This window comes from Peribacillus simplex (assembly GCF_030123325.1).
GTDB lineage: Bacteria > Bacillota > Bacilli > Bacillales > DSM-1321 > Peribacillus > Peribacillus simplex_D.
The window spans coordinates 4,759,820-4,777,777 of sequence record NZ_CP126106.1 but is presented as its reverse complement, the minus strand read 5'-3'; the positions used below and the strand labels follow the sequence as shown (position 1 = coordinate 4,777,777).

Genomic DNA, 17,958 nt, shown 5'->3' with positions numbered 1-17,958 from the left:
TTTGTTAACTGGACTTATAGGATTCTCTTTATTTCTAACGGGCATGATCATTTACAATGGACAGTTGTTGGAGTAGTGGTCGGGATAGGCGGAGGATTCATAATGGGGGTCAGTTCCTGCCTGTTTGCTAGTTAGCAGCTCAATTTACAGAATAGTGACCCACGGAAATAATCCGATAGAGATGGAGTAGATTCAAGGATGGGAAAAATGCATGATAAACGAAAGTTCATAATTGTACTTATTATTATTGGAACAGCATTAGGTTTCTATGTGTACTCGGCATTCTCTGAAAAATTGACAAAACCAACAGATTTGTCCGATGAATCCATCGGGGGATTTAAGGTTTTGGATAACATATCGAGTCTGGAATTTATTAGGGAATATGGAGAACCCATCGATCAAGATAATAATAATAATGCATATGATTATTATTATTGGAAAGGCGGGTTAAAAACGGCCTCTATCAATACAGAAAAGCATAAAGGGAAAATTATGCGATTAATCATTTCAAGTACGGACGACGATCTATTTGAAAACTCCCTACAAACAAGCAAAGGTATTAAATTAGGGAGTAAGAAAGCGGACGTTCTTTCGAAGTATGGAGATCATTATTATAAAAGCTATGAACAGGGAGCGGATATTATCGGCTACATTGACCATAAACGGAATATTACTTTAGAGTTTTGGTGTGTTCAAGGTGGAAGGGTTGCAGAAATACGATTGGACGATGCAGAGGTCATGTAATGTTTTTTCTCGAGTGTCCTCGATTAAGAGGTTCGGCCGTTTAAGAAAGGGATGCGATAAAGAATATGTTTAAGGAACGAATTTCCATTTTTTTATAAGTTCTGAAACCATTCATCACTTTATCCGTATATTTAATTATGTACGGTGCTGGACCGGTATTTATATATAGATTGGGAGATGAAGGATCATGAACGAAAAGGGTTGTATGAAATGCGGAAGCAATGATGCTGCTAAGAAGGATGTAGCCATGACAGGAACAGGCTTGTCAAAAATGTTCGATGTCCAGAATAATCAATTTACGGTTGTGTATTGCAAAAATTGCGGTTATTCGGAGTTTTATAATAGGCAATCATCGGCAGGCAGTAATCTGCTGGATCTATTCTTAGGATGATCACTGCACGAAAGGAATCCCCTTCTTCATGAAAAGGGGATTCTTGGTTTTTCTTCATGGCTCTTTTCGTAAAGATTGTTGTTTTTAAAACGAAACGATTTAAGGTTGATTGGAACGGATTGCGAGACTCCTGCGGGAGCAGCGGGACAGGTGAGACCCCACAGGCGTTTACGCCGAGGAGGCTCACCGCCGCCCCGCGGAAAGCGAGCGTTGGAGGGGAAATCAACCACACCGCATTACTTGGTGAATAGCAACAAAGTATGCGAAAACAGCCTTCTTCATTTTAGGAAGGGAATTACTGATGGAGCCGGACTGGGCCGCCAAAATGAAGGAAGGCAGGGAAGACGAGATCATGACGACCTTGCCGCGCGATAGCAGGTGTACATGAATGATTCCAGATCAAATGTGGGCGAATATCATCACACGTGACGGCATGCCCGAGAAATGTTAGTATGAATGTAAAAAATGGAAAATTCTTGAGGGGAAATTAAATGAAAAAAATAGCACTTCTTCAACTGACTCTAGCCATGACGATCTTTGGTTCTGTCGGTTTCTTTTCAGGACTATCAGGACTTCCTGCATTGGAATTGGTTTTTGTCCGCTGCATTTGTGCTGCCATTTTCTTATGTGCAGCATGGATGATTACAGGACATTTCAAGAACGAAATATGGAATTCCAGAGAGGTAATGCTCATCATTTTCTGCGCAGTGGCCAACTTGTTAAACTGGATATTCCTCTTTAAATCTTTCGAGCTGATATCCGTGACAATAGCCATTTCGCTCTATCATTTAGCACCGATCATTGTACTCATTATCGGGAGCTTCATCTTCAGGGAGAAAATGAGTTTATTCTCCATCCTGGCCATTTCACTTTGCTTCATTGGCACATTATTCATTATGGGAACAGATGGATTTCGATCATCAACCCCTGAATGGGAAGGGATCATTTATGGAATCATTGCTGCATTTTTCTATGCGGCAACCATGCTTTTAGGAAAGAGCATTTCAAAGACAAGTGTATACGCGACCACCTTTCTGCAAATGTTCATTGGATTTCTATTACTGATCCCTTTTGTCGATTTTTCAGTCTACACAACGCTAAAATCTTCCGAATGGTTTTATACGGTACTTACTGGCATCATCCATACAGGCGTCGTGTATCTGCTGTTTTTTAATAGTATCCGTCACTTGCCTACAAATGTAGTTTCTTTCATGATTTTTGTCGATCCGGCAGTGGCCATCCTTTTGGATATTCTGCTTTCAGGATTTCAACCGGACAGGATTCAAATCTTGGGCATTACATTGATATTTATTGGGGTGCTCTATTCACTTAAGACGGCAAGACCGACTGAAAATGATGCCATTCAAAAAAGGCCGCACACAATGTGAGGCCTTTTTTCCTTATGGTTTTTCTATTAATCTATTGATTAAAATGATAGACATCCCAAATGTCAGGGGTTTCTGATCCAAGGTACCAAGCAGATACACCGCCTAGATGATTTTGTTTTGCCAGGTCAATACGGAGCTTCATCGATTTTTCATCTTCTATCCATATTTGGTGCTTTTCCCCGTTGGAAGTGTACTCCACGTAATTTTGTTGAGCCTTTTTATCCCATACCCTTTTAAGTTTATGAGATGAAATGATTTTGTTGACTTCAGCCATGGTACGGTCGTGGCTTTTCACTTTTTTGGTCGATAAATCGGTTACCCATTCTCTCGTATAAAATGGTACGGCCAATATGATCTTATGGGCAGGTACTTCTTTCATTAAAAGCTTGGTTCCTTCTTTGATCCAAGGTAACGAGGAAACGGACCCGGCTACCGGGCTCCCTCCCCAATGCTCGTCATAACCCATTATGATGATGTAGTCCGCTATTTTGCCAAGTGCTTTCCTATCCAGACTTTTTGACCAAAAAGGGTCTTCATTTTCTCGGGTGACATCGACGGATACTTTAATTCCATGGGGTTTTAGTGCCTTTTTCAGTTCGCCTATGAAAAGTACGAAGTCTTTCTTGTTTTTTGGATCGATGTTTTCAAAATCCACATTTATTCCATCACTTTTAGTTTTAACAAGTGAATCACGCAAAGCTGAAACTAATTTCTGGCGTTTTTTTGTATTGCCTAGTACAGAACCAGTTAAGACAGGGTCAAATTGATTACCGATAAGCTGCCAAACTTGTTTTCCTTGTTTATGGGCGTTTTGGACGAATTTTGCATCCGCAGAAATGGAAACGAAATTACCGGAATCCGTCAGCGTATAGGAACGGGGAGAAACTACATTTAAATTGGGCTGTTTAATTTGTTGGGTGTAGTTTTCTTTCGATCCATTATGCGTCCAGCCCATGACAATAGGTTTTTGCGCCTTTTTTTGAAGCTGGGATGCCTTTATCCATCCCTTTTTACCATCAAGCAATTGAACTTGGTAGTAATAATCCGGAATCTTCAATTTCTGGCCTACTTTAAGTGTAACCGTATGTAAGTTGTTTAATTTCGTCAAATCACTTGTGGTTACCTTATATTTAGTAGAAATCTTCCACAATGTATCTCCTGATACAACCTTATGGATCTTATATTTCTGGGGAATCTTCAGGTTTTGGCCAATATTTATTTCGGTCGAAGTTAATTTATTTTCTTTTTGTAACTCACTTACTGAAACACCATATTGATTTGCTACTTTCCATAATGTGTTTCCAGCCTTTACTTTATGAATGATAGGCCCCGCGGAATCCCCAACGGAAGAAGAAATGACGGGAAACTCCTCGCCCTTTTTTAATGTCTTTAATTGAGTGGAACCTAATTTAGGAGAACTGAAAACTTTTGTATTGTCCACTTTAACAGAACCTATGTAAAGGGTTTTACTTGATGAAGTACCATTGGTCGGAAAGAGGTATATAAAAAGAAGGCCTACCATAATAAAACATCCAAAGAATTTTTTCACAATTATTTTATTCCCCTTTGTAAAATTTAACTTTACCAGTTTACTATGGGGAATCGCTATAAAATAGAGGTACATTGTGGAAAGGCCCTATATAGAAGAAAATAGGGAATCTAATTGCGATTTTGTATTGTAGTTCCACTCTGGTAGGTCGAATTATTTTTGCTTACTGCTGGTACTGTAAGCCTGATATGGACAGTCCCGTTCTTAAAGTAAGGCTACATGTTATTTCAAGATAATGAAATCCGATACATATGTACAGGTTAATCAGTTTTTAATGGTTGGCCTTTTTTACGTTTGCCGTTGAAATGACTTGTACATGACATTTGTCATCTTCTAGTCATGACACCTGGTACTAATAATTTCAGGTTGTTTTCTTTATAATATGAAATAACGACAAATAACAAGGAAGTGCAATTGAATAATGACCTTGCAAAATACGAAAAACTTGAGAAAACAGATTGCTCCTTTTGAACAATCAACGACTAAGCAAAGTATATGGCAGATCGTCAATACCTTGGGGCCATTCATCATTTTATGGTACCTAGCATATATAAGTCTTTCCGTTTCTTATTGGTTAGCTTTAATTCCAGCTGTGTTTGCTGCTGGCTTCTTGACAAGGATATTCATCATTTTTCATGATTGTACGCATCATTCATTTTTCAAAAACCGCCGTGCGAATAGAACAGTCGGTACGATCATGGGTGTTTTGACTTTATTCCCGTTTGATCAATGGGGACATGAGCATTCTGTGCATCACGCAACAAGCGGCAATTTGGATAAGCGGGGTACAGGGGATATTTGGACCCTTACGGTGGATGAGTATTTGGCTGCACCGCTTAAACTTCGTTTAGCCTATCGTTTTTATCGCAATCCATTGGTTATGTTTGGTTTGGGCCCAATTTATGTTTTCCTTCTTAAAAACAGATTTAACCGTAAAGGTGCTAGAAAGAAGGAAAAGATGAATACGTATTTGACGAATGTAATCATCGTCGCATTAGTGGCATTGCTTTGCCTGGCAGTAGGCTGGCAGTCGTTCCTTCTGGTACAAGGTTCCATCTTCATGATTTCTGGTTCAGTGGGCATTTGGCTGTTTTACGTCCAGCATACATTCGAGGACTCTTATTTTGAAGAGAATGAGGAGTGGGAATATGTATTGGCGGCAGTGGAAGGAAGTTCTTTTTATAAGCTTCCAAAACTGATGCAGTTCCTTACTGGCAATATCGGTTACCATCATGTTCACCATTTAAGTCCAAGGGTACCTAACTATAAATTGGAAATGGCGCACAATAATACGCAGCCTTTAGAGAACGTTCCAACGATTACTCTTGCGACAAGCTTGCGCTCACTCCGTTTCCGTTTATGGGATGAGGAATCCAAGAATTTTGTTAGCTTCAAAGACATTAAATATTTATCGAAAAAAAGTGTTCCCGTTCAAGTGAAATCTGAACTGTAACGTTCATGTATCATTCCAGACTCCCTTAATAATCCTTGGATTTGGGGGAGTCTTTGTTTCATATAAGGAACTCGATAAAGGAGAGAACTTAAAATGATTCGAATTGTCATTGCAGAGAATCAGCAAATGCTATTAGAGGCAATAAGTTCTCTACTCAATCTTGAAGAAGATATAGAAATTGTCGGGCAAGCCAGTAATGGAGAAGAAGCGATGGCCCTTGTACACCAATTACAGCCTGATGTGTGTATTTTGGATATGGAGATGCCTGTAATGAGCGGACTTGAGGCAGCGGAAGCATTAAAGTCATTTGAATGCAAAGTGGTCATTATAACGACATTTCGAAGGACTGGTTATTTTCAACTCGCATTAAAGGCTAATATAAGTGGTTATTTATTGAAGGATAGCCCTGGTGAAGAGTTAGCCTGCTCGATTCGCGGCATAATGGACGGCAAGCGAATATACTCCCCGGAACTTATAGATGAGTCTCCCAGCAATAATGGCCGGGAAATGGGAGTGTTAGGGCTGTTAGCAGATGGTCAATCCAAAATGGAAGCGTCTAATAAGCAAAGCGACACAATGGGGACGGTAAGGAAATATTTTTCGACCATCAAGGATAAAATGAAGTTACCGGCTGGTTAGGATTTGTTTCTTAAATCCTGTTGACACGTTTTTTTAAATTGTGTACGATGGATTAAATTATAATATTGAAAATTCTGTGATGAAGAGAGTAGTTCATTTCGAAATGGAAAGCGAGTTAGGGATGGTGGGAGCCTAATGCAGGACGGATGAATGAAGCGCACTTTGGAGAAATTTCTTGAAACGTTTAGTAGGGAACATCGGGGAGTCACCTCGTTAACAATGGAAAGTGGCCACAATTTGTGGCAACTAGAGTGGTACCACGGGAATTCATGCTCTCGTCTCTTATTTAGAGGCGGGGGCTTTTTTGTTTAGGAGGGAAAATGTCGATGAATAAGCCAATTGCAGAATTGATTTCAACTGCTTTGAACAATGAAATGCCAGCAAGTGAAATAGAAAAGTTAATGGAAAAGCCTAAATTGATGGAGTTAGGTGATGTCGCCTTTCCATGCTTTACTCTTGCAAAAAAATTCAAAAAAACGCCTCAAGTGATTGCATCTGAAATAGCCCAACAATTAAACAGTGAGTTGATCCAAGAAGTGAACGTTGTGGGTGGTTATCTGAATATCTTCGTCAATCAACAGATGGTGACGGAAAACGTGCTGCAATCGATATTAAGGGAAAAGGAACAGTATGGTTCAATGCAGCCTGTACAGGAAAATGTCGTGATTGATTACTCTTCCCCGAACATCGCCAAGCCTTTTTCCATGGGACACTTACGCTCAACGGTCATAGGGAATGCACTGGCTAACATTGCCGAAAAAAATGGCTACAATGCCGTGCGTATCAATCATTTGGGAGATTGGGGCACGCAATTCGGCAAGTTGATCGTCGCGTATAAGCTGTGGGGCGACAAAGAGGCAATCGAAGCTTCGCCGATTCAGGAATTATTGAAAATCTATGTGAAGTTCCATGAAAGAGCTGAAACGGATGAATCGTTGAATGAACAAGCACGCGCAAGCTTCAAGTCGCTTGAAGACGGCGACGAGGAAGCACTGGCATTGTGGAAATGGTTCAGGGATGCGTCTTTAAAAGAATTCGAGACGATTTATGATTTATTGGGCATCCGTTTTGATTCCTATGCCGGCGAGGCGTTTTACAATGACAAAATGGATGCTGTTGTCGGGGAACTAAAAGAAAAAGGCTTGCTTACCCTATCCGAAGGTGCCTATGTCGTGCAATTGGAAGATATGCCGCCTTGTTTGATTACGAAAACCGATGGGGCGACACTTTATGCCACGCGTGATTTGGCTGCAGCCATGTATCGTAAAAAACAGTACGGGGCCAAGAAAACATTTTATGTTGTCGGAAACGAACAATCCCTGCACTTTAAGCAACTTTTTAACGTCATTGAAAAAATGGGATATGATTGGTCAAAAGATTTGCAGCATGTAGCATTTGGCATGATGTTAAAAGACGGCAAGAAAATGTCGACACGTAAAGGGAAAGTCGTGCTGCTTGCGGATGTATTGGCAGAGGCGATCGAAACTGCGAAGCGCAATATCGAAGAAAAAAATCAAGCGCTTGAACAGAAGGAACTGGTTGCAAGACAGGTTGGTGTCGGAGCTGTAATCTTTAATGATTTAAAAAATAACCGCATGAACGATATTGATTTTTCATTAGAGCAAATGATGAATTTTGAGGGAGAAACGGGTCCATATGTACAGTACACATTTGCGCGAATTTCCTCATTGCTTGAAAAAGGTGAATTTAAAGAGCAGGCCATCACTTTTGAAGCTTTAGGAGAATATGCGTGGCCGGTCATCCAGCTGTTGGAGCAATACCCGATCATTGTCCAAAAATCATTTGAACAAGCCGATCCATCACAAATCGCGAAATTCAGCCTGCATTTATCGCGTGCATTCAATAAGTATTATGCACATACGAAAATCTTGGTTGAAGATGAATTGAAACAAATGAAGCTCTCATTCGCTTTTTCCGTAGCGATTGTATTAAAGGATGCGCTTAGTTTATTGGGAATTTCAGCGCCGAATAAAATGTAATGTTAAAGAGTCCTTGCATTAGCGAAGAAAATTGAATAAAAAAAGAATCCATTTTGATCAATTTTCCTTCAAAATGGATTCTTTCAAAATAAAATGGAAGCAAAAAACGCCTACTCGATGACATCGAACCATAACGGGGATTTATCATCAGGTTCACCATTGTAATTGATCGTGATTTCCTCGCCAGCCTTTATATCTTTATGTGCATAAAAGTCTATCGTTAAATCTTCAAAATTATTATCGAATGTCGCATTTGGAGTGTATGAATGATTGAATAGTGAACCATTTCCTAAGGCAATGGCAGTTTCATCATCATCTCCCCAATAGAAACAGTGATGAAAGAGTGCGGTTTTCTTTAGATATTTCCATTCATGTTTGGGTGAAATGATGACAGGTGATACCTCAATGAGTTCATCTTTTTTAATATCCCTTGTAGCATATACTCCCCTGCCATACTTCCCCGTATTTTTAATGCAGATTGGTGACATGGAAGCAACTCCCCTTTTTCGGTCTTGTTTGGCTATCAGTTGTGTCGTGGCATTTTTTTCATCTAGGCCACCAAGGTGTTTATTTAAGTAAGCACTGCGTTTGCGAATGAATTCGAAGATGAATTCCGGTTCCTTGTCGAATAGATCAATCTTATTCTTTTTATATGGATCATGAAGGATGTGGGGGCGTATGCCCTGGTGCAGTGGTAATACTTTATTTTCCATATACTTCACAGTAAATGTGGTTTCTAATGTTTCAACCAAGAGGTCTTTGTAGAACTTACTGTATTCCGGAACCTGCAAGAGCAGATGAATAAGGTGGTTTGTCTTTTTTCCTCCGATAGGGACATATGTGTGCTCCATGATCCCTCCACTGACTTTGCGTCCCCAAGTGGCATCGTAATCCCAAGGAATGATTTCAAATAACTTCGTTTTACTATTGCGGTATAGTGCATAGTTATGAGTGAAACCGTCGTTATTCATGGTGCAAACGGCTCCAACCAGCCAGCGTAAGTATTTATGGATATCAAGATGTTGCGAGACTACTTCAGGAAACTTAGCAAGTGGGGTGGTGTTGATTTTTTTGATCAATTCGATTAGATATTCATCATCGGCGGGTTTGCCAAACGCTTGTTTATAGCCTGACGTAAGGGAGTCTTTCGCTATCCCATCCCTTTTCAATGAAAAGTTGGCATCATTGTTGACAGCATAATAAATCGGGCCGGCAGGAAGTCCTCTTTTTTCTAAAAAAACCCCATCGACGGAATCCAATTGTAAATACACACCTTTAAACGTGCCATTTCGGATTAGGTTGATGTGTTGGCTATGAGGGGAAAGGACACCAAGGTCTTGAAAGAAATCGAGTGAGAGTTTATTGCGAATGAGGGAAGGATCTCTGTATTCGGCATTGAGATGGATTTTGTGGGCGCCAAAGAATTGTTCTGGCTCGATGAAATCAATCCAATAGGACCTTTTTCGGAATTTGCGGGTATAAGAACCCCGATAGGCAATATCGATAACATAAATGTCGTTTTCTACTTTCAAATTGGCAGGAATAGGGTTATCGCTCCAAATATCCGCACGTAAATCTTCTAGATCTTCTTCTTCTATCATTAAGAAATAAGATGGAATATGATAAGACATACACTCACCTTCCTTCCTTGTATAAGATGTTTTATGGACAGACTTGAACTTAATGAAGCCGTAATATCATAAAATACTTCCGCTTGATTAATCAGGATCAATCAAGCTGAAGCATTTTATGTTTAACTATCTATCTTCTTCTTTTTTTGCCACGTCCAGTGGACGAGCTTAAACTTGAACTTGATGAAGTAGATGTTGTTGTTGTTGTTGTAGATGTGATACCAGTAGTTATGATACCAGTAGCTGTGTTGCCAGTAGATTATTTTCCAGTGGATTTATTGCCAGTGGATTTATTGCCAGTGGATTTATTGCCAGTGGAATTGTTGCCAGTAGAAGTGCCACCAGTAGAAGTGCTACCGGTAGATGAACCGCCAGCTGCTTTTCCTTTTTTCCCTTTCATACAGAGCCCTCCTTAATAAGGTTAATTTTATGATATGCGCAATGGTACATACTTGAGCGTTAGTTAACGACAAACGGGCTAATAAAAATTAACGGAGAGGATTTAGGAGAGTTGCCTAATCCCAGGAGATTTATAGAATGGATAAGCAACAAAATGGAGTACCGTCCATTATTAACATCTTTCGTCAATCATTGCATCATGATCAGGCATTATAATAATTTCATGAAAAAAATGCCCTTTAATCCCGATGACCGGGAAGAAAGGGCATGTACCGCGGACATATCAATGAACTGGATGTCATGTCACGGCTATAATAAATTAATAAGCCAGGCTGAATAGGGCCTTGATGTGTGATAGATAGCGGACATTACTTGCTTCTTTCATCAATGTAGCCGGCAGGCCTTTAAGGGAAGTGTTATTGGCCCCGACGGTTGCCACTGCATCCTTACGGCCAAGGCTCGCAAGTGTACCTGAGTTTACAGGTGCAAATTCTTCAAGTTTCTTGCCTTCAAATGCTGCATATAGGTTGTATCCAACAAGCTCACCCATTTGCCAAGCATTTTGTGCAGTAGGAGCGTATGGACGGCCGCCTTCTGGAGGGAACGCTACGGCACTGTCCCCGACAACGAATACGTCATTATGGGATTTTGATTGCAGATACTCATTAACGGTCGCTTTGCCGCGATCCACTTCAAGGCCTGATTCGCCTACGATAGGAAGAGCCGCAACTCCGCCTGTCCAAACAAGTGTGTTGGCCGTTATCGTTTGTCCATCTTTCAATTCGATTTGATTTCCTTTAACACCCGTTACAGGCAGACCTGTCAAGAATTCAACGCCGCGTGCTTCCAAGCTTGCCATTGCACGTTCGATCAAGTGATCAGGCAGGACCGGAAGGATTTTTGGACCAGCTTCCACAAGCTTGATTTTCAAGTCCTTGAAGTCCACTCCGAATTTTTTGGCGATTTTAGGGAAATGGTCGACGATTTCACCGATTAACTCGACGCCCGTCAATCCGCCTCCGCCGATCACGATGGTTGCGTCCGCTTCATTATTCGTTTGTGCATAGGCGCGGATGCGATCTTCGATATGTTTGTAAATCTTGTTTGCATCGTTTACGGATTTCAAGACCATGCTGTTTTCCTCAAGTCCCGGAATGCCGAAGAATCCTGTTTGGCTACCTAAAGCAACAACCAGGGCATCATAAGATAAAGTGGAACCATTGGCAAGTTTCACTTCTTTGTTATCTACTGAGAAAGACTCCACTTTGGAAATGATAAGGTCGATATCTTTTCCTTTGAAAAGTTTTTCCAACGGAATGGAAACGGCTTGTTCAGAAATGGATCCGCCTGCAAGACGGTGCAATTCGGTGATGATTTGGTGTGTTGGAAATTGGTTCACCACTGTAACCTGCACTTCATCTTTTTTGTAATATTCACGTACGGATAAGGCAGATAGCAATCCTGCGTATCCTGCACCTAAGATGACGATTTGTTTTGACATAGTTAATCCCCCGTCCTTACTGATTGAAAGTTTATCAAATGATTATTGGTTTTTACGTTCTGCAGAGACTTCAAGAAAAGCTTGGGCGAAACGGAAAAGTTTTTGTGCTTGAGGGTCTTTCATCATTTTTAACAGACCAAAAAGACCGATCACGTCATGATTCACTTCAGCACGATCCTTAGCTTCGATGGCATTAGCCGCAAGCCCTTTCACTGAATGTACTACAGGTGTCGCGATTTCCGAAATGGCGCTGACCGTATCATTTTTCAATACATCATCAGTCGCAACCGATTGAGCGAAATCATAAGACTTTGTTAAAATATTCACTAACTCAGTTAGTTTTGGTAACTGCTCGACTAAAGTGTTCAATGATTCCTGAACCTCAGGCTTTAATAATTGGTCCAGTACATCTAATTGTTTTTGGCGGGCATTAAGTTGTTCAGTTTGTGATTGGGTAATCGTTTCTGACATATCCAATTCTCCTTTGCAATAAGCATTTTGTTGATGTAAATAGAAAAACCTGTAAAATATTACACAATATGTGGCAAGAAAAAATACTAACAAAAATGTAATAAAAGCTAAACTATAGTATATCCCTTTAGTGGCTTGAAAACAGCTGATTTTTTAAAAAAGATTCATAAAATAATCTTTTCCTCCTTATTTAAGTACAGAATCTGCTGGAATATTCCATTCTTTACCTAAAATGGACTTTGAGGGTGACTATCTTCATCGCCTGTCATACATATTTCCATCTTGATTTGCCATCCTAAATGTTGGAGGTGAAAAAATGTGACCGATTCAGAATCTAAACTTACAGAAGAGAATGATGATAAGAAGCTTCATAAACTGGTTGGCAGTATGGAATATACTCAAGCACAACTATTGGAAGGCATGAATGGAATTTCTGAAGTTTACCTCAAAAACAGTGAGGAAGGCACAGCGGAAACACCTGATAAATAATCATATTGTGTAAGTATAGCGAAACAGTTGTGCTTACTTAATTTTACTTATTTTTGTATACTTCTTACCTCCGTGAGTTGTTTGACTATTCTAAAAAATACCCTTGACTTTATCATGGATTGACGTAAGATAATGTATATAGCCATAGTTAAACAGGTAGTTTTATCTAGCAATACTACTCTGCCATCGCCTTAAAATGGACTTGATGTTTTAGAAGATGAATCTATAAATAACTGTCGAATCTAATAGACTTCGCTGGCCAGCGAAGCTAGACCTAGATCAAAAACCAGTTATATCAATTATTTCTTATTGATATGACTGGTTTTTTTATTTCATCATTCATCTTGTCCCTCTTTGGCCTAAGAAAATCCAGCGGCTGGCTGACACCCTTTCACACAGTTCCATTAAGTGGCGAAATGGGCACGAAGCAATGTCAAAAGGTATAAAGTATTTTAAATCTTGTAGCAGGGGTGGGAATTAAATGATAGGCACGAAGCAAACTAGGCTCGCAATTGATGTAGGCGGAACATTTACGGATGTATTCGTTTTTGATGAAAGCACGAAGGAAATTTCAATCACGAAAACGTCGTCGACTCCTTTGAATCCAGAAATCGGCATTTTGGATGGAATTGCAAAAGCGGAAATAGATTGTGAAAATATTAAAGTGTTTTCCCATGGTACAACAGTGGGCACCAATGCCTTGATTGAAAGGAAATTGCCAAAGACAGCATTGATCACATCCGCTGGATTTCGGGATGTATCGGAAATCCGCCGAGGAACCAAGCTTGAGTTATGGGATACATATGATGATGTAGCCAAACCGTATATCCAAAGAAGAGACCGTTTTGAAGTGGAGGAACGCATCGATTTTGCAGGGAATGTCTTGATGGAAATCAATGAAGAGGAAGTACGGTCACTGGCAAGGAAATTAAAAAGACGCGGTACCGAATCCATTGCGGTTTGCTTCATGAACTCATATGTAAATGGAAGCAATGAGACGAAAGTGAAACGAATCATCCAGGAGGAACTGCCGGATGTCTATATATGCATTTCAAGTGAAGTCCTTCCTGAGATTTTTGAGCATGAGCGCATGAGTACGACGATCGTCAATGCCGTTTTAGGACCGACTGTCAGCAACTATATTAAAACGCTTGAAGGTGAAATGAATAAACGGGGGTATGAAGATGACATATTAGTGCTTCACTCAGGCGGAGGGGTAATGACATCCCAAACCGTTCCCCGTTATGCGGCAAGGCTTGCAAGTTCCGGAATCGCTGCAGGTGCGATTGCCAGTAAACATATCGCCCAGCTTTGCGGATTCAATAATGCCATTGGGCTGGATATGGGAGGAACGAGCACCGATATTTCCTTGATGCATGAAGGTGATTTGCGGATTACTAAAGATTGGTATATCGAGTATGGATATCCGATCGGGTTCCCAAGTATCGAAATCCTGACGATAGGAGCAGGAGGCGGAAGCTTGGCTTGGGTGGATGAAGGCGGTTCTTTACGCAATGGCCCTCAAAGTGCAGGCGCGGTTCCCGGGCCTGCTTGCTATAGCAGGGGTGGAGTGGAACCGACCAATTCCGATGCCAATATTGTATTGGGACGACTTGGCACGAAACTATTGGACGGACAAATGGAACTTGATAAACAAAAAGCGATGGAAGTCGTGGATAAGATCGCCAAGAAATTCGATTATACGATTGAAGAAGCGGCCAATGCCATCACACGGGTGGCCAATGCCAATATGTGTGATGCGCTAAGGCTGATTTCAGTCAGAAGGGGATACGATCCCCGCGACTTTGCACTTGTGGCGTTCGGCGGGGCTGGACCCTTGCATGGGGCTTACCTGGCCAAGGAAATGGAAATCCCGACTGTCATCATCCCGCCGCATCCGGGTGTTGCCGCCGCAATGGGATGCCTGTTGGTCGATGTTCGTCATGATATATCCAAAACCTATGTCAAGAACGTCAAGGATGTATCGTTAAAGGATTTAGAGAAAGAATTCAGCGGAATGGAAAAAGAGGCCGCTGAGTTATTGCAAGAAGAAGGGGTCGCTAAGGAAGCTTCCACATTGATGCGCTATATTGACATGAGGTATATGGGACAGTGGCGTTCATTGGCGATAGAAGTCGATTGCCCGATTTCTTCATTGGAAGAGACGCTTGCCCGTTTCCATCAAGAGCATGAACGGGAATTTTCTTTCTCCGATAAAGAACAGACCGTGGAAATCTACGGGCTGCTCGTTACCGCTATCGGAACTGTGCCAAAACCTGAGTTCCCGACTTATGAACCAGGGGGGACACTTGCAGATGCCTTGAAGGAAACGCGTGATGTCTATTTCGAAGAGGAAGGGTATGTGAATACGAACGTGTATAACCGGGAACTCATTCCGGCATTTTCTGAAATCACGGGACCTGCCATAGTGGATCAGCTTGATACAACGACAGTCATTCCACCAAATTTCACGGCAAAAGTTGATAAATACAGAAACTTGATTCTTTCCCAAAATAAATAAAAAGAGGTGGATTTCATTGTCGAATAAACAGTTAATGGACCAATCTGGAGTTGGAACAGGTTTAGATCCGGTGACGTTTGAAGTGATAAAAAATGGCTTCGTTAACCTTGTAGATCAGATGGCAGAACAAATCCTTCGGACATGCTATTCCTTCGTAATTTATAATCGGGATTTCAGCTGTGCGCTTTGTGATGCAGAAGGGAATACAGTCATGCAAGGGACCCAGGATATTTCGGTCCATGTAGGAACACTGCATCTAACGGCAAAGGCGGTGCTCGAGGACTTCGAGGGTGATATCCATCCCGGGGACGTTTTCTTGGTCAATGACCCGTATCGGGGCGGTACTCATTTCAATGACACACGGGTTCTCTTACCGGTTTTTCATGAGAACAAGCTCATTGCGTTCATGCAGACGAATGGCCACTGGGCCGACATGGGGGGCTCGACACCTGGCTCCTTCGATATCAATGCCAAGGAACATTTCGGAGAGGGAGTAAGGATTCCGCCGCTAAGGATATATAGTAAAGGAACATTTTTAAAAGACGTGGTCAATGTGCTCGTTTCGAACATGCGCGTCCCTGAGGAACGTGTCGGCGATCTGCGTGCTCAAGTGGAGGCGGCCAAGGTAGGCGAGCGCCAGTTGTTTTCCATCATCGAGAAGTATGGAATCGATACGACTTTGTCTGCCTTTGCGGAAGTGCAGAATTATGTGGAGCGCTTGGCAAGGGCCAAGGTTGCGGCTTTACCGAATGGAACCTGGGAGACCGTCGATTATATTGATATGGATCCGGAAGCCGGAGACGGCCTGATTCCGATCCGTGTTAAGATGACCATCACGGATGACGAGATCCATTATGATCTTTCTGGATCGCATTCTTATATCGGCTGCTTTTTGAATGCCGGTTTCGGGGCATCTTTATCAGCAGCGTACTCGGGAACCAAGACATTCTTTCCTGAAATACCCTTGAACTCCGGCTTTTACAGAGTGGTCAAGATCGAACTGCCGGAAAACTCCGTCGTCAATGCCCCGGCACCGATTGCCGTAACCGGTTTTTGTTCAGGGGCCTATGAAAAAATCATGAGTGCGTGTTTCGAACTCTGGTCCAAAATCATGCCGGAAAGAGCGATCGCATGCTCATTTAACCTGGAGTATTTACTTATCGGCGGTTGGGATCAACGCCAGGAGCAGGATAAATACTTCATGTGGTATGACTGGATGGCCGGCGGTCATGGAGGACGCCATGACCGGGACGGCGTGAACGCCACTTCGCCGACATTCGGTTTGGGCCTCAGTGTACAGCCTTGCGAAGGGCAAGAAAGACTGTCACCTGTCGTGACGATGAAGCATGAAATCATCACCGACTCTGCCGGGCCTGGGAAATACCGTGGCGGGTGCGGTGTAGAAAAAGGCGGTACACTCACGAATGTCAAAAACACCGTCATGTCCTATTGCTGTGACCGCTCCCGTTCAATAACATGGGGGATTTTTGGAGGGCTTCCTTCTTCCCCGCATGGAGCATGGCTGAATCCGGGCAAGGAAGGCGAACGCTATTTAGGTGCGATTTTCTCAAATGTAAAGGTTCAGCAAGGAGACTCCTTTGTACGCCCATCCGCTGGGGGCGGGGGACTGGGAGATCCGCTTGAAAGAAGTCCCGAAGATGTGTTGGAAGATGTGATCGATGAGTATGTTTCAATTGAGCGAGCCAAAAAAGATTATGGAGTCGTGATCAAGGAAATCGATAAAGATCTCGATTTATTCGAAATAGATTTTGAAGCAACGGAACAAGCCAGGTCGTATATCAGGAACAACCGTAAACAATGGCTTGAGGAAAACATACAAAGCGTGGAAGATAAATTCGCCAATGGCGAGCTGGATAGTCTGGATGTCATTCGCCAGTATGGTGTCATCATCGATTATGCAACGAATAAAGTCCTGCCAGAATCAACAAAACAGTTCCGTGAATCCATGAAAACCCGTTCATTGGCTTTTTGGAAGTAACGTGAAAAGGGTTCCGGATTCATTCGGAACCCCTGACTGCAGATGAACTCGAAAAGACGAGCTTGCCTGCAGTTTTTTTCTTTGAAAAAAGTTGCAGTTGATTTCAGGTATCCGCTCCCTTTCCGCCGAGTGCCTGGAGCGGTAATCAATCTTAATGGAAGCCCATCAATTCCTTCACATGTTTACAATTATCTCTTGAAGTGAGCATTTCCAAGAGCGTAAAGGCAACATCGAAAGCTGTGGATGGATTGTAGGATGTAATGATATTGTCCGTGATGACAATCGGTTCATTAACGACAATCGCACCAAAATCTTTTAGCTGCCCCTGTCTCTTGCTGGTTGGATGGTTGTATGTAGTGGCCTTTCTTCCATTCAATATCCCGCTTTTTCCTAGTGGGAGAGAACCTACACAAATGGTTGCTATGATTTTGTTCTTATCATGAAAATGCTTGATCACATCAAGAAACCTCTGATCATAGGCATCCTCATAGAAACCGGCTTCTTCAAAACCTCCTGGAATGGCCAAAGCATCGAAGTCATCAAGGTTCACTTGATCGAGGATCAATTCCGGCTGCACGATGAAATTCCATGTGCATTTCAATTGTTGATGAAGTCCCACCGTAACCAGATCAGTCGTACCATCACCCTCTAATTTATTCCAGCCCAATACATCTGTAAATACACTTGCTTCAACCGCTTCGAATCCATTGGATAGCAGCATCAATACTTTTTTCATCGTGCATCCCCCTTATTTATATTTGTATTTATTATATAAAAAGCGAA

Annotated in this window: 15 protein-coding genes, 1 pseudogene and 1 other annotated feature; of the genes and pseudogenes, 9 read left to right on the top strand and 7 right to left on the bottom strand. The window is 41.9% G+C overall.

What is annotated here, in order from left to right:
• Positions 1–207 precede the first annotated feature (207 nt).
• The 3 genes from QNH43_RS22750 to QNH43_RS22740 all read left to right on the top strand — a co-directional run bounded on the left by QNH43_RS22750 (position 208) and on the right by QNH43_RS22740 (position 2,523).
• Positions 208–744, top strand: a complete 537-nt coding sequence (locus QNH43_RS22750; protein ID WP_283915803.1) for a hypothetical protein — start codon at positions 208–210, stop codon at positions 742–744.
• Between the two features lie 187 nt (positions 745–931).
• Positions 932–1,135, top strand: a complete 204-nt coding sequence (locus QNH43_RS22745) for a zinc ribbon domain-containing protein (RefSeq protein WP_076370592.1) — start codon at positions 932–934, stop codon at positions 1,133–1,135.
• 491 nt (positions 1,136–1,626) lie between these two features.
• Entirely contained in the window at positions 1,627–2,523 is an 897-nt protein-coding gene (locus QNH43_RS22740) for a DMT family transporter (RefSeq protein ID WP_283915802.1), read from the top strand.
• A 31-nt stretch (positions 2,524–2,554) separates the two neighbouring features.
• Here the strand turns inward: QNH43_RS22740 and QNH43_RS22735 are convergent, their stop codons facing one another.
• A complete protein-coding gene (locus tag QNH43_RS22735; protein ID WP_283915801.1) occupies positions 2,555–4,045 on the bottom strand; it encodes a LysM peptidoglycan-binding domain-containing protein in 1,491 nt (496 codons plus the stop codon).
• 448 nt (positions 4,046–4,493) lie between these two features.
• Between QNH43_RS22735 and QNH43_RS22730 the strand changes: the two genes are divergently transcribed.
• The 3 genes from QNH43_RS22730 to argS all read left to right on the top strand — a co-directional run bounded on the left by QNH43_RS22730 (position 4,494) and on the right by argS (position 8,164).
• Positions 4,494–5,525: a Delta(5) desaturase DesA gene (locus QNH43_RS22730; RefSeq protein ID WP_283915800.1), complete on the top strand. Its 1,032-nt coding sequence runs from the start codon at positions 4,494–4,496 to the stop codon at positions 5,523–5,525.
• A 93-nt stretch (positions 5,526–5,618) separates the two neighbouring features.
• Positions 5,619–6,164, top strand: a complete 546-nt coding sequence (locus tag QNH43_RS22725; RefSeq protein WP_283915799.1) for a response regulator — start codon at positions 5,619–5,621, stop codon at positions 6,162–6,164.
• A 67-nt stretch (positions 6,165–6,231) separates the two neighbouring features.
• Positions 6,232–6,450, top strand: a binding site (T-box leader).
• Between the two features lie 34 nt (positions 6,451–6,484).
• Positions 6,485–8,164 (top strand): arginine--tRNA ligase, encoded by a 1,680-nt coding sequence (gene argS / locus QNH43_RS22720; protein WP_434060138.1) that lies wholly within the window; start codon positions 6,485–6,487, stop codon positions 8,162–8,164.
• A gap of 110 nt (positions 8,165–8,274) precedes the next feature.
• On the opposite strand, the gene QNH43_RS22715 is transcribed toward argS, so the two are convergent.
• The 5 genes and pseudogenes from QNH43_RS22715 to QNH43_RS22695 all read right to left on the bottom strand — a co-directional run bounded on the left by QNH43_RS22715 (position 8,275) and on the right by QNH43_RS22695 (position 12,166).
• A complete protein-coding gene (locus QNH43_RS22715; protein ID WP_260320926.1) occupies positions 8,275–8,652 on the bottom strand; it encodes an SET domain-containing protein in 378 nt (125 codons plus the stop codon).
• Positions 8,653–8,724: 72 nt separating this feature from the next.
• A pseudogene (locus QNH43_RS22710) lies at positions 8,725–9,795 on the bottom strand (CotH kinase family protein); the annotation flags it as partial.
• A gap of 259 nt (positions 9,796–10,054) precedes the next feature.
• Positions 10,055–10,195 (bottom strand): hypothetical protein, encoded by a 141-nt coding sequence (locus QNH43_RS22705; RefSeq protein WP_283915797.1) that lies wholly within the window; start codon positions 10,193–10,195, stop codon positions 10,055–10,057.
• Positions 10,196–10,513: 318 nt separating this feature from the next.
• Positions 10,514–11,695, bottom strand: a complete 1,182-nt coding sequence (locus QNH43_RS22700) for an NAD(P)/FAD-dependent oxidoreductase (RefSeq protein WP_283915796.1) — start codon at positions 11,693–11,695, stop codon at positions 10,514–10,516.
• Between the two features lie 42 nt (positions 11,696–11,737).
• Positions 11,738–12,166, bottom strand: coding sequence for a helical membrane plugin domain-containing protein (locus QNH43_RS22695; RefSeq protein ID WP_283915795.1), 429 nt, complete (start codon positions 12,164–12,166; stop codon positions 11,738–11,740).
• Positions 12,167–12,484: 318 nt separating this feature from the next.
• On the opposite strand from QNH43_RS22695, the gene QNH43_RS22690 reads away from it, so the two are divergent.
• The 3 genes from QNH43_RS22690 to QNH43_RS22680 all read left to right on the top strand — a co-directional run bounded on the left by QNH43_RS22690 (position 12,485) and on the right by QNH43_RS22680 (position 17,175).
• Positions 12,485–12,655: a hypothetical protein gene (locus QNH43_RS22690; RefSeq protein ID WP_283915794.1), complete on the top strand. Its 171-nt coding sequence runs from the start codon at positions 12,485–12,487 to the stop codon at positions 12,653–12,655.
• 481 nt (positions 12,656–13,136) lie between these two features.
• A complete protein-coding gene (locus tag QNH43_RS22685) occupies positions 13,137–15,176 on the top strand; it encodes a hydantoinase/oxoprolinase family protein (protein ID WP_283915793.1) in 2,040 nt (679 codons plus the stop codon).
• Positions 15,177–15,210: 34 nt separating this feature from the next.
• On the top strand, positions 15,211–17,175 hold the full coding sequence (locus QNH43_RS22680; protein ID WP_283918428.1) for a hydantoinase B/oxoprolinase family protein: 1,965 nt from the start codon (positions 15,211–15,213) through the stop codon (positions 17,173–17,175).
• Positions 17,176–17,326: 151 nt separating this feature from the next.
• On the opposite strand, the gene QNH43_RS22675 is transcribed toward QNH43_RS22680, so the two are convergent.
• The gene (locus QNH43_RS22675) at positions 17,327–17,911 is read right to left on the bottom strand and encodes a DJ-1/PfpI family protein (protein WP_283915792.1); all 585 of its coding nucleotides are present in this window, start codon (positions 17,909–17,911) and stop codon (positions 17,327–17,329) included.
• Positions 17,912–17,958 lie beyond the last annotated feature (47 nt).

Bases quoted from the DNA above. Each gene is read 5' to 3' on its own strand.
- QNH43_RS22750 (WP_283915803.1), top strand. From the start codon at position 208: ATGCATGATAAACGAAAGTTCATAATTGTACTTATTATTATTGGAACA.
- QNH43_RS22745 (WP_076370592.1), top strand. From the start codon at position 932: ATGAACGAAAAGGGTTGTATGAAATGCGGAAGCAATGATGCTGCTAAG.
- QNH43_RS22740 (WP_283915802.1), top strand. From the start codon at position 1,627: ATGAAAAAAATAGCACTTCTTCAACTGACTCTAGCCATGACGATCTTT.
- QNH43_RS22735 (WP_283915801.1), bottom strand. From the start codon at position 4,045: ATGGTAGGCCTTCTTTTTATATACCTCTTTCCGACCAATGGTACTTCA.
- QNH43_RS22730 (WP_283915800.1), top strand. From the start codon at position 4,494: ATGACCTTGCAAAATACGAAAAACTTGAGAAAACAGATTGCTCCTTTT.
- QNH43_RS22725 (WP_283915799.1), top strand. From the start codon at position 5,619: ATGATTCGAATTGTCATTGCAGAGAATCAGCAAATGCTATTAGAGGCA.
- argS (WP_434060138.1), top strand. From the start codon at position 6,485: ATGTCGATGAATAAGCCAATTGCAGAATTGATTTCAACTGCTTTGAAC.
- QNH43_RS22715 (WP_260320926.1), bottom strand. From the start codon at position 8,652: ATGTCACCAATCTGCATTAAAAATACGGGGAAGTATGGCAGGGGAGTA.
- QNH43_RS22705 (WP_283915797.1), bottom strand. From the start codon at position 10,195: ATGAAAGGGAAAAAAGGAAAAGCAGCTGGCGGTTCATCTACCGGTAGC.
- QNH43_RS22700 (WP_283915796.1), bottom strand. From the start codon at position 11,695: ATGTCAAAACAAATCGTCATCTTAGGTGCAGGATACGCAGGATTGCTA.
- QNH43_RS22695 (WP_283915795.1), bottom strand. From the start codon at position 12,166: ATGTCAGAAACGATTACCCAATCACAAACTGAACAACTTAATGCCCGC.
- QNH43_RS22685 (WP_283915793.1), top strand. From the start codon at position 13,137: ATGATAGGCACGAAGCAAACTAGGCTCGCAATTGATGTAGGCGGAACA.
- QNH43_RS22680 (WP_283918428.1), top strand. From the start codon at position 15,211: ATGGACCAATCTGGAGTTGGAACAGGTTTAGATCCGGTGACGTTTGAA.
- QNH43_RS22675 (WP_283915792.1), bottom strand. From the start codon at position 17,911: ATGAAAAAAGTATTGATGCTGCTATCCAATGGATTCGAAGCGGTTGAA.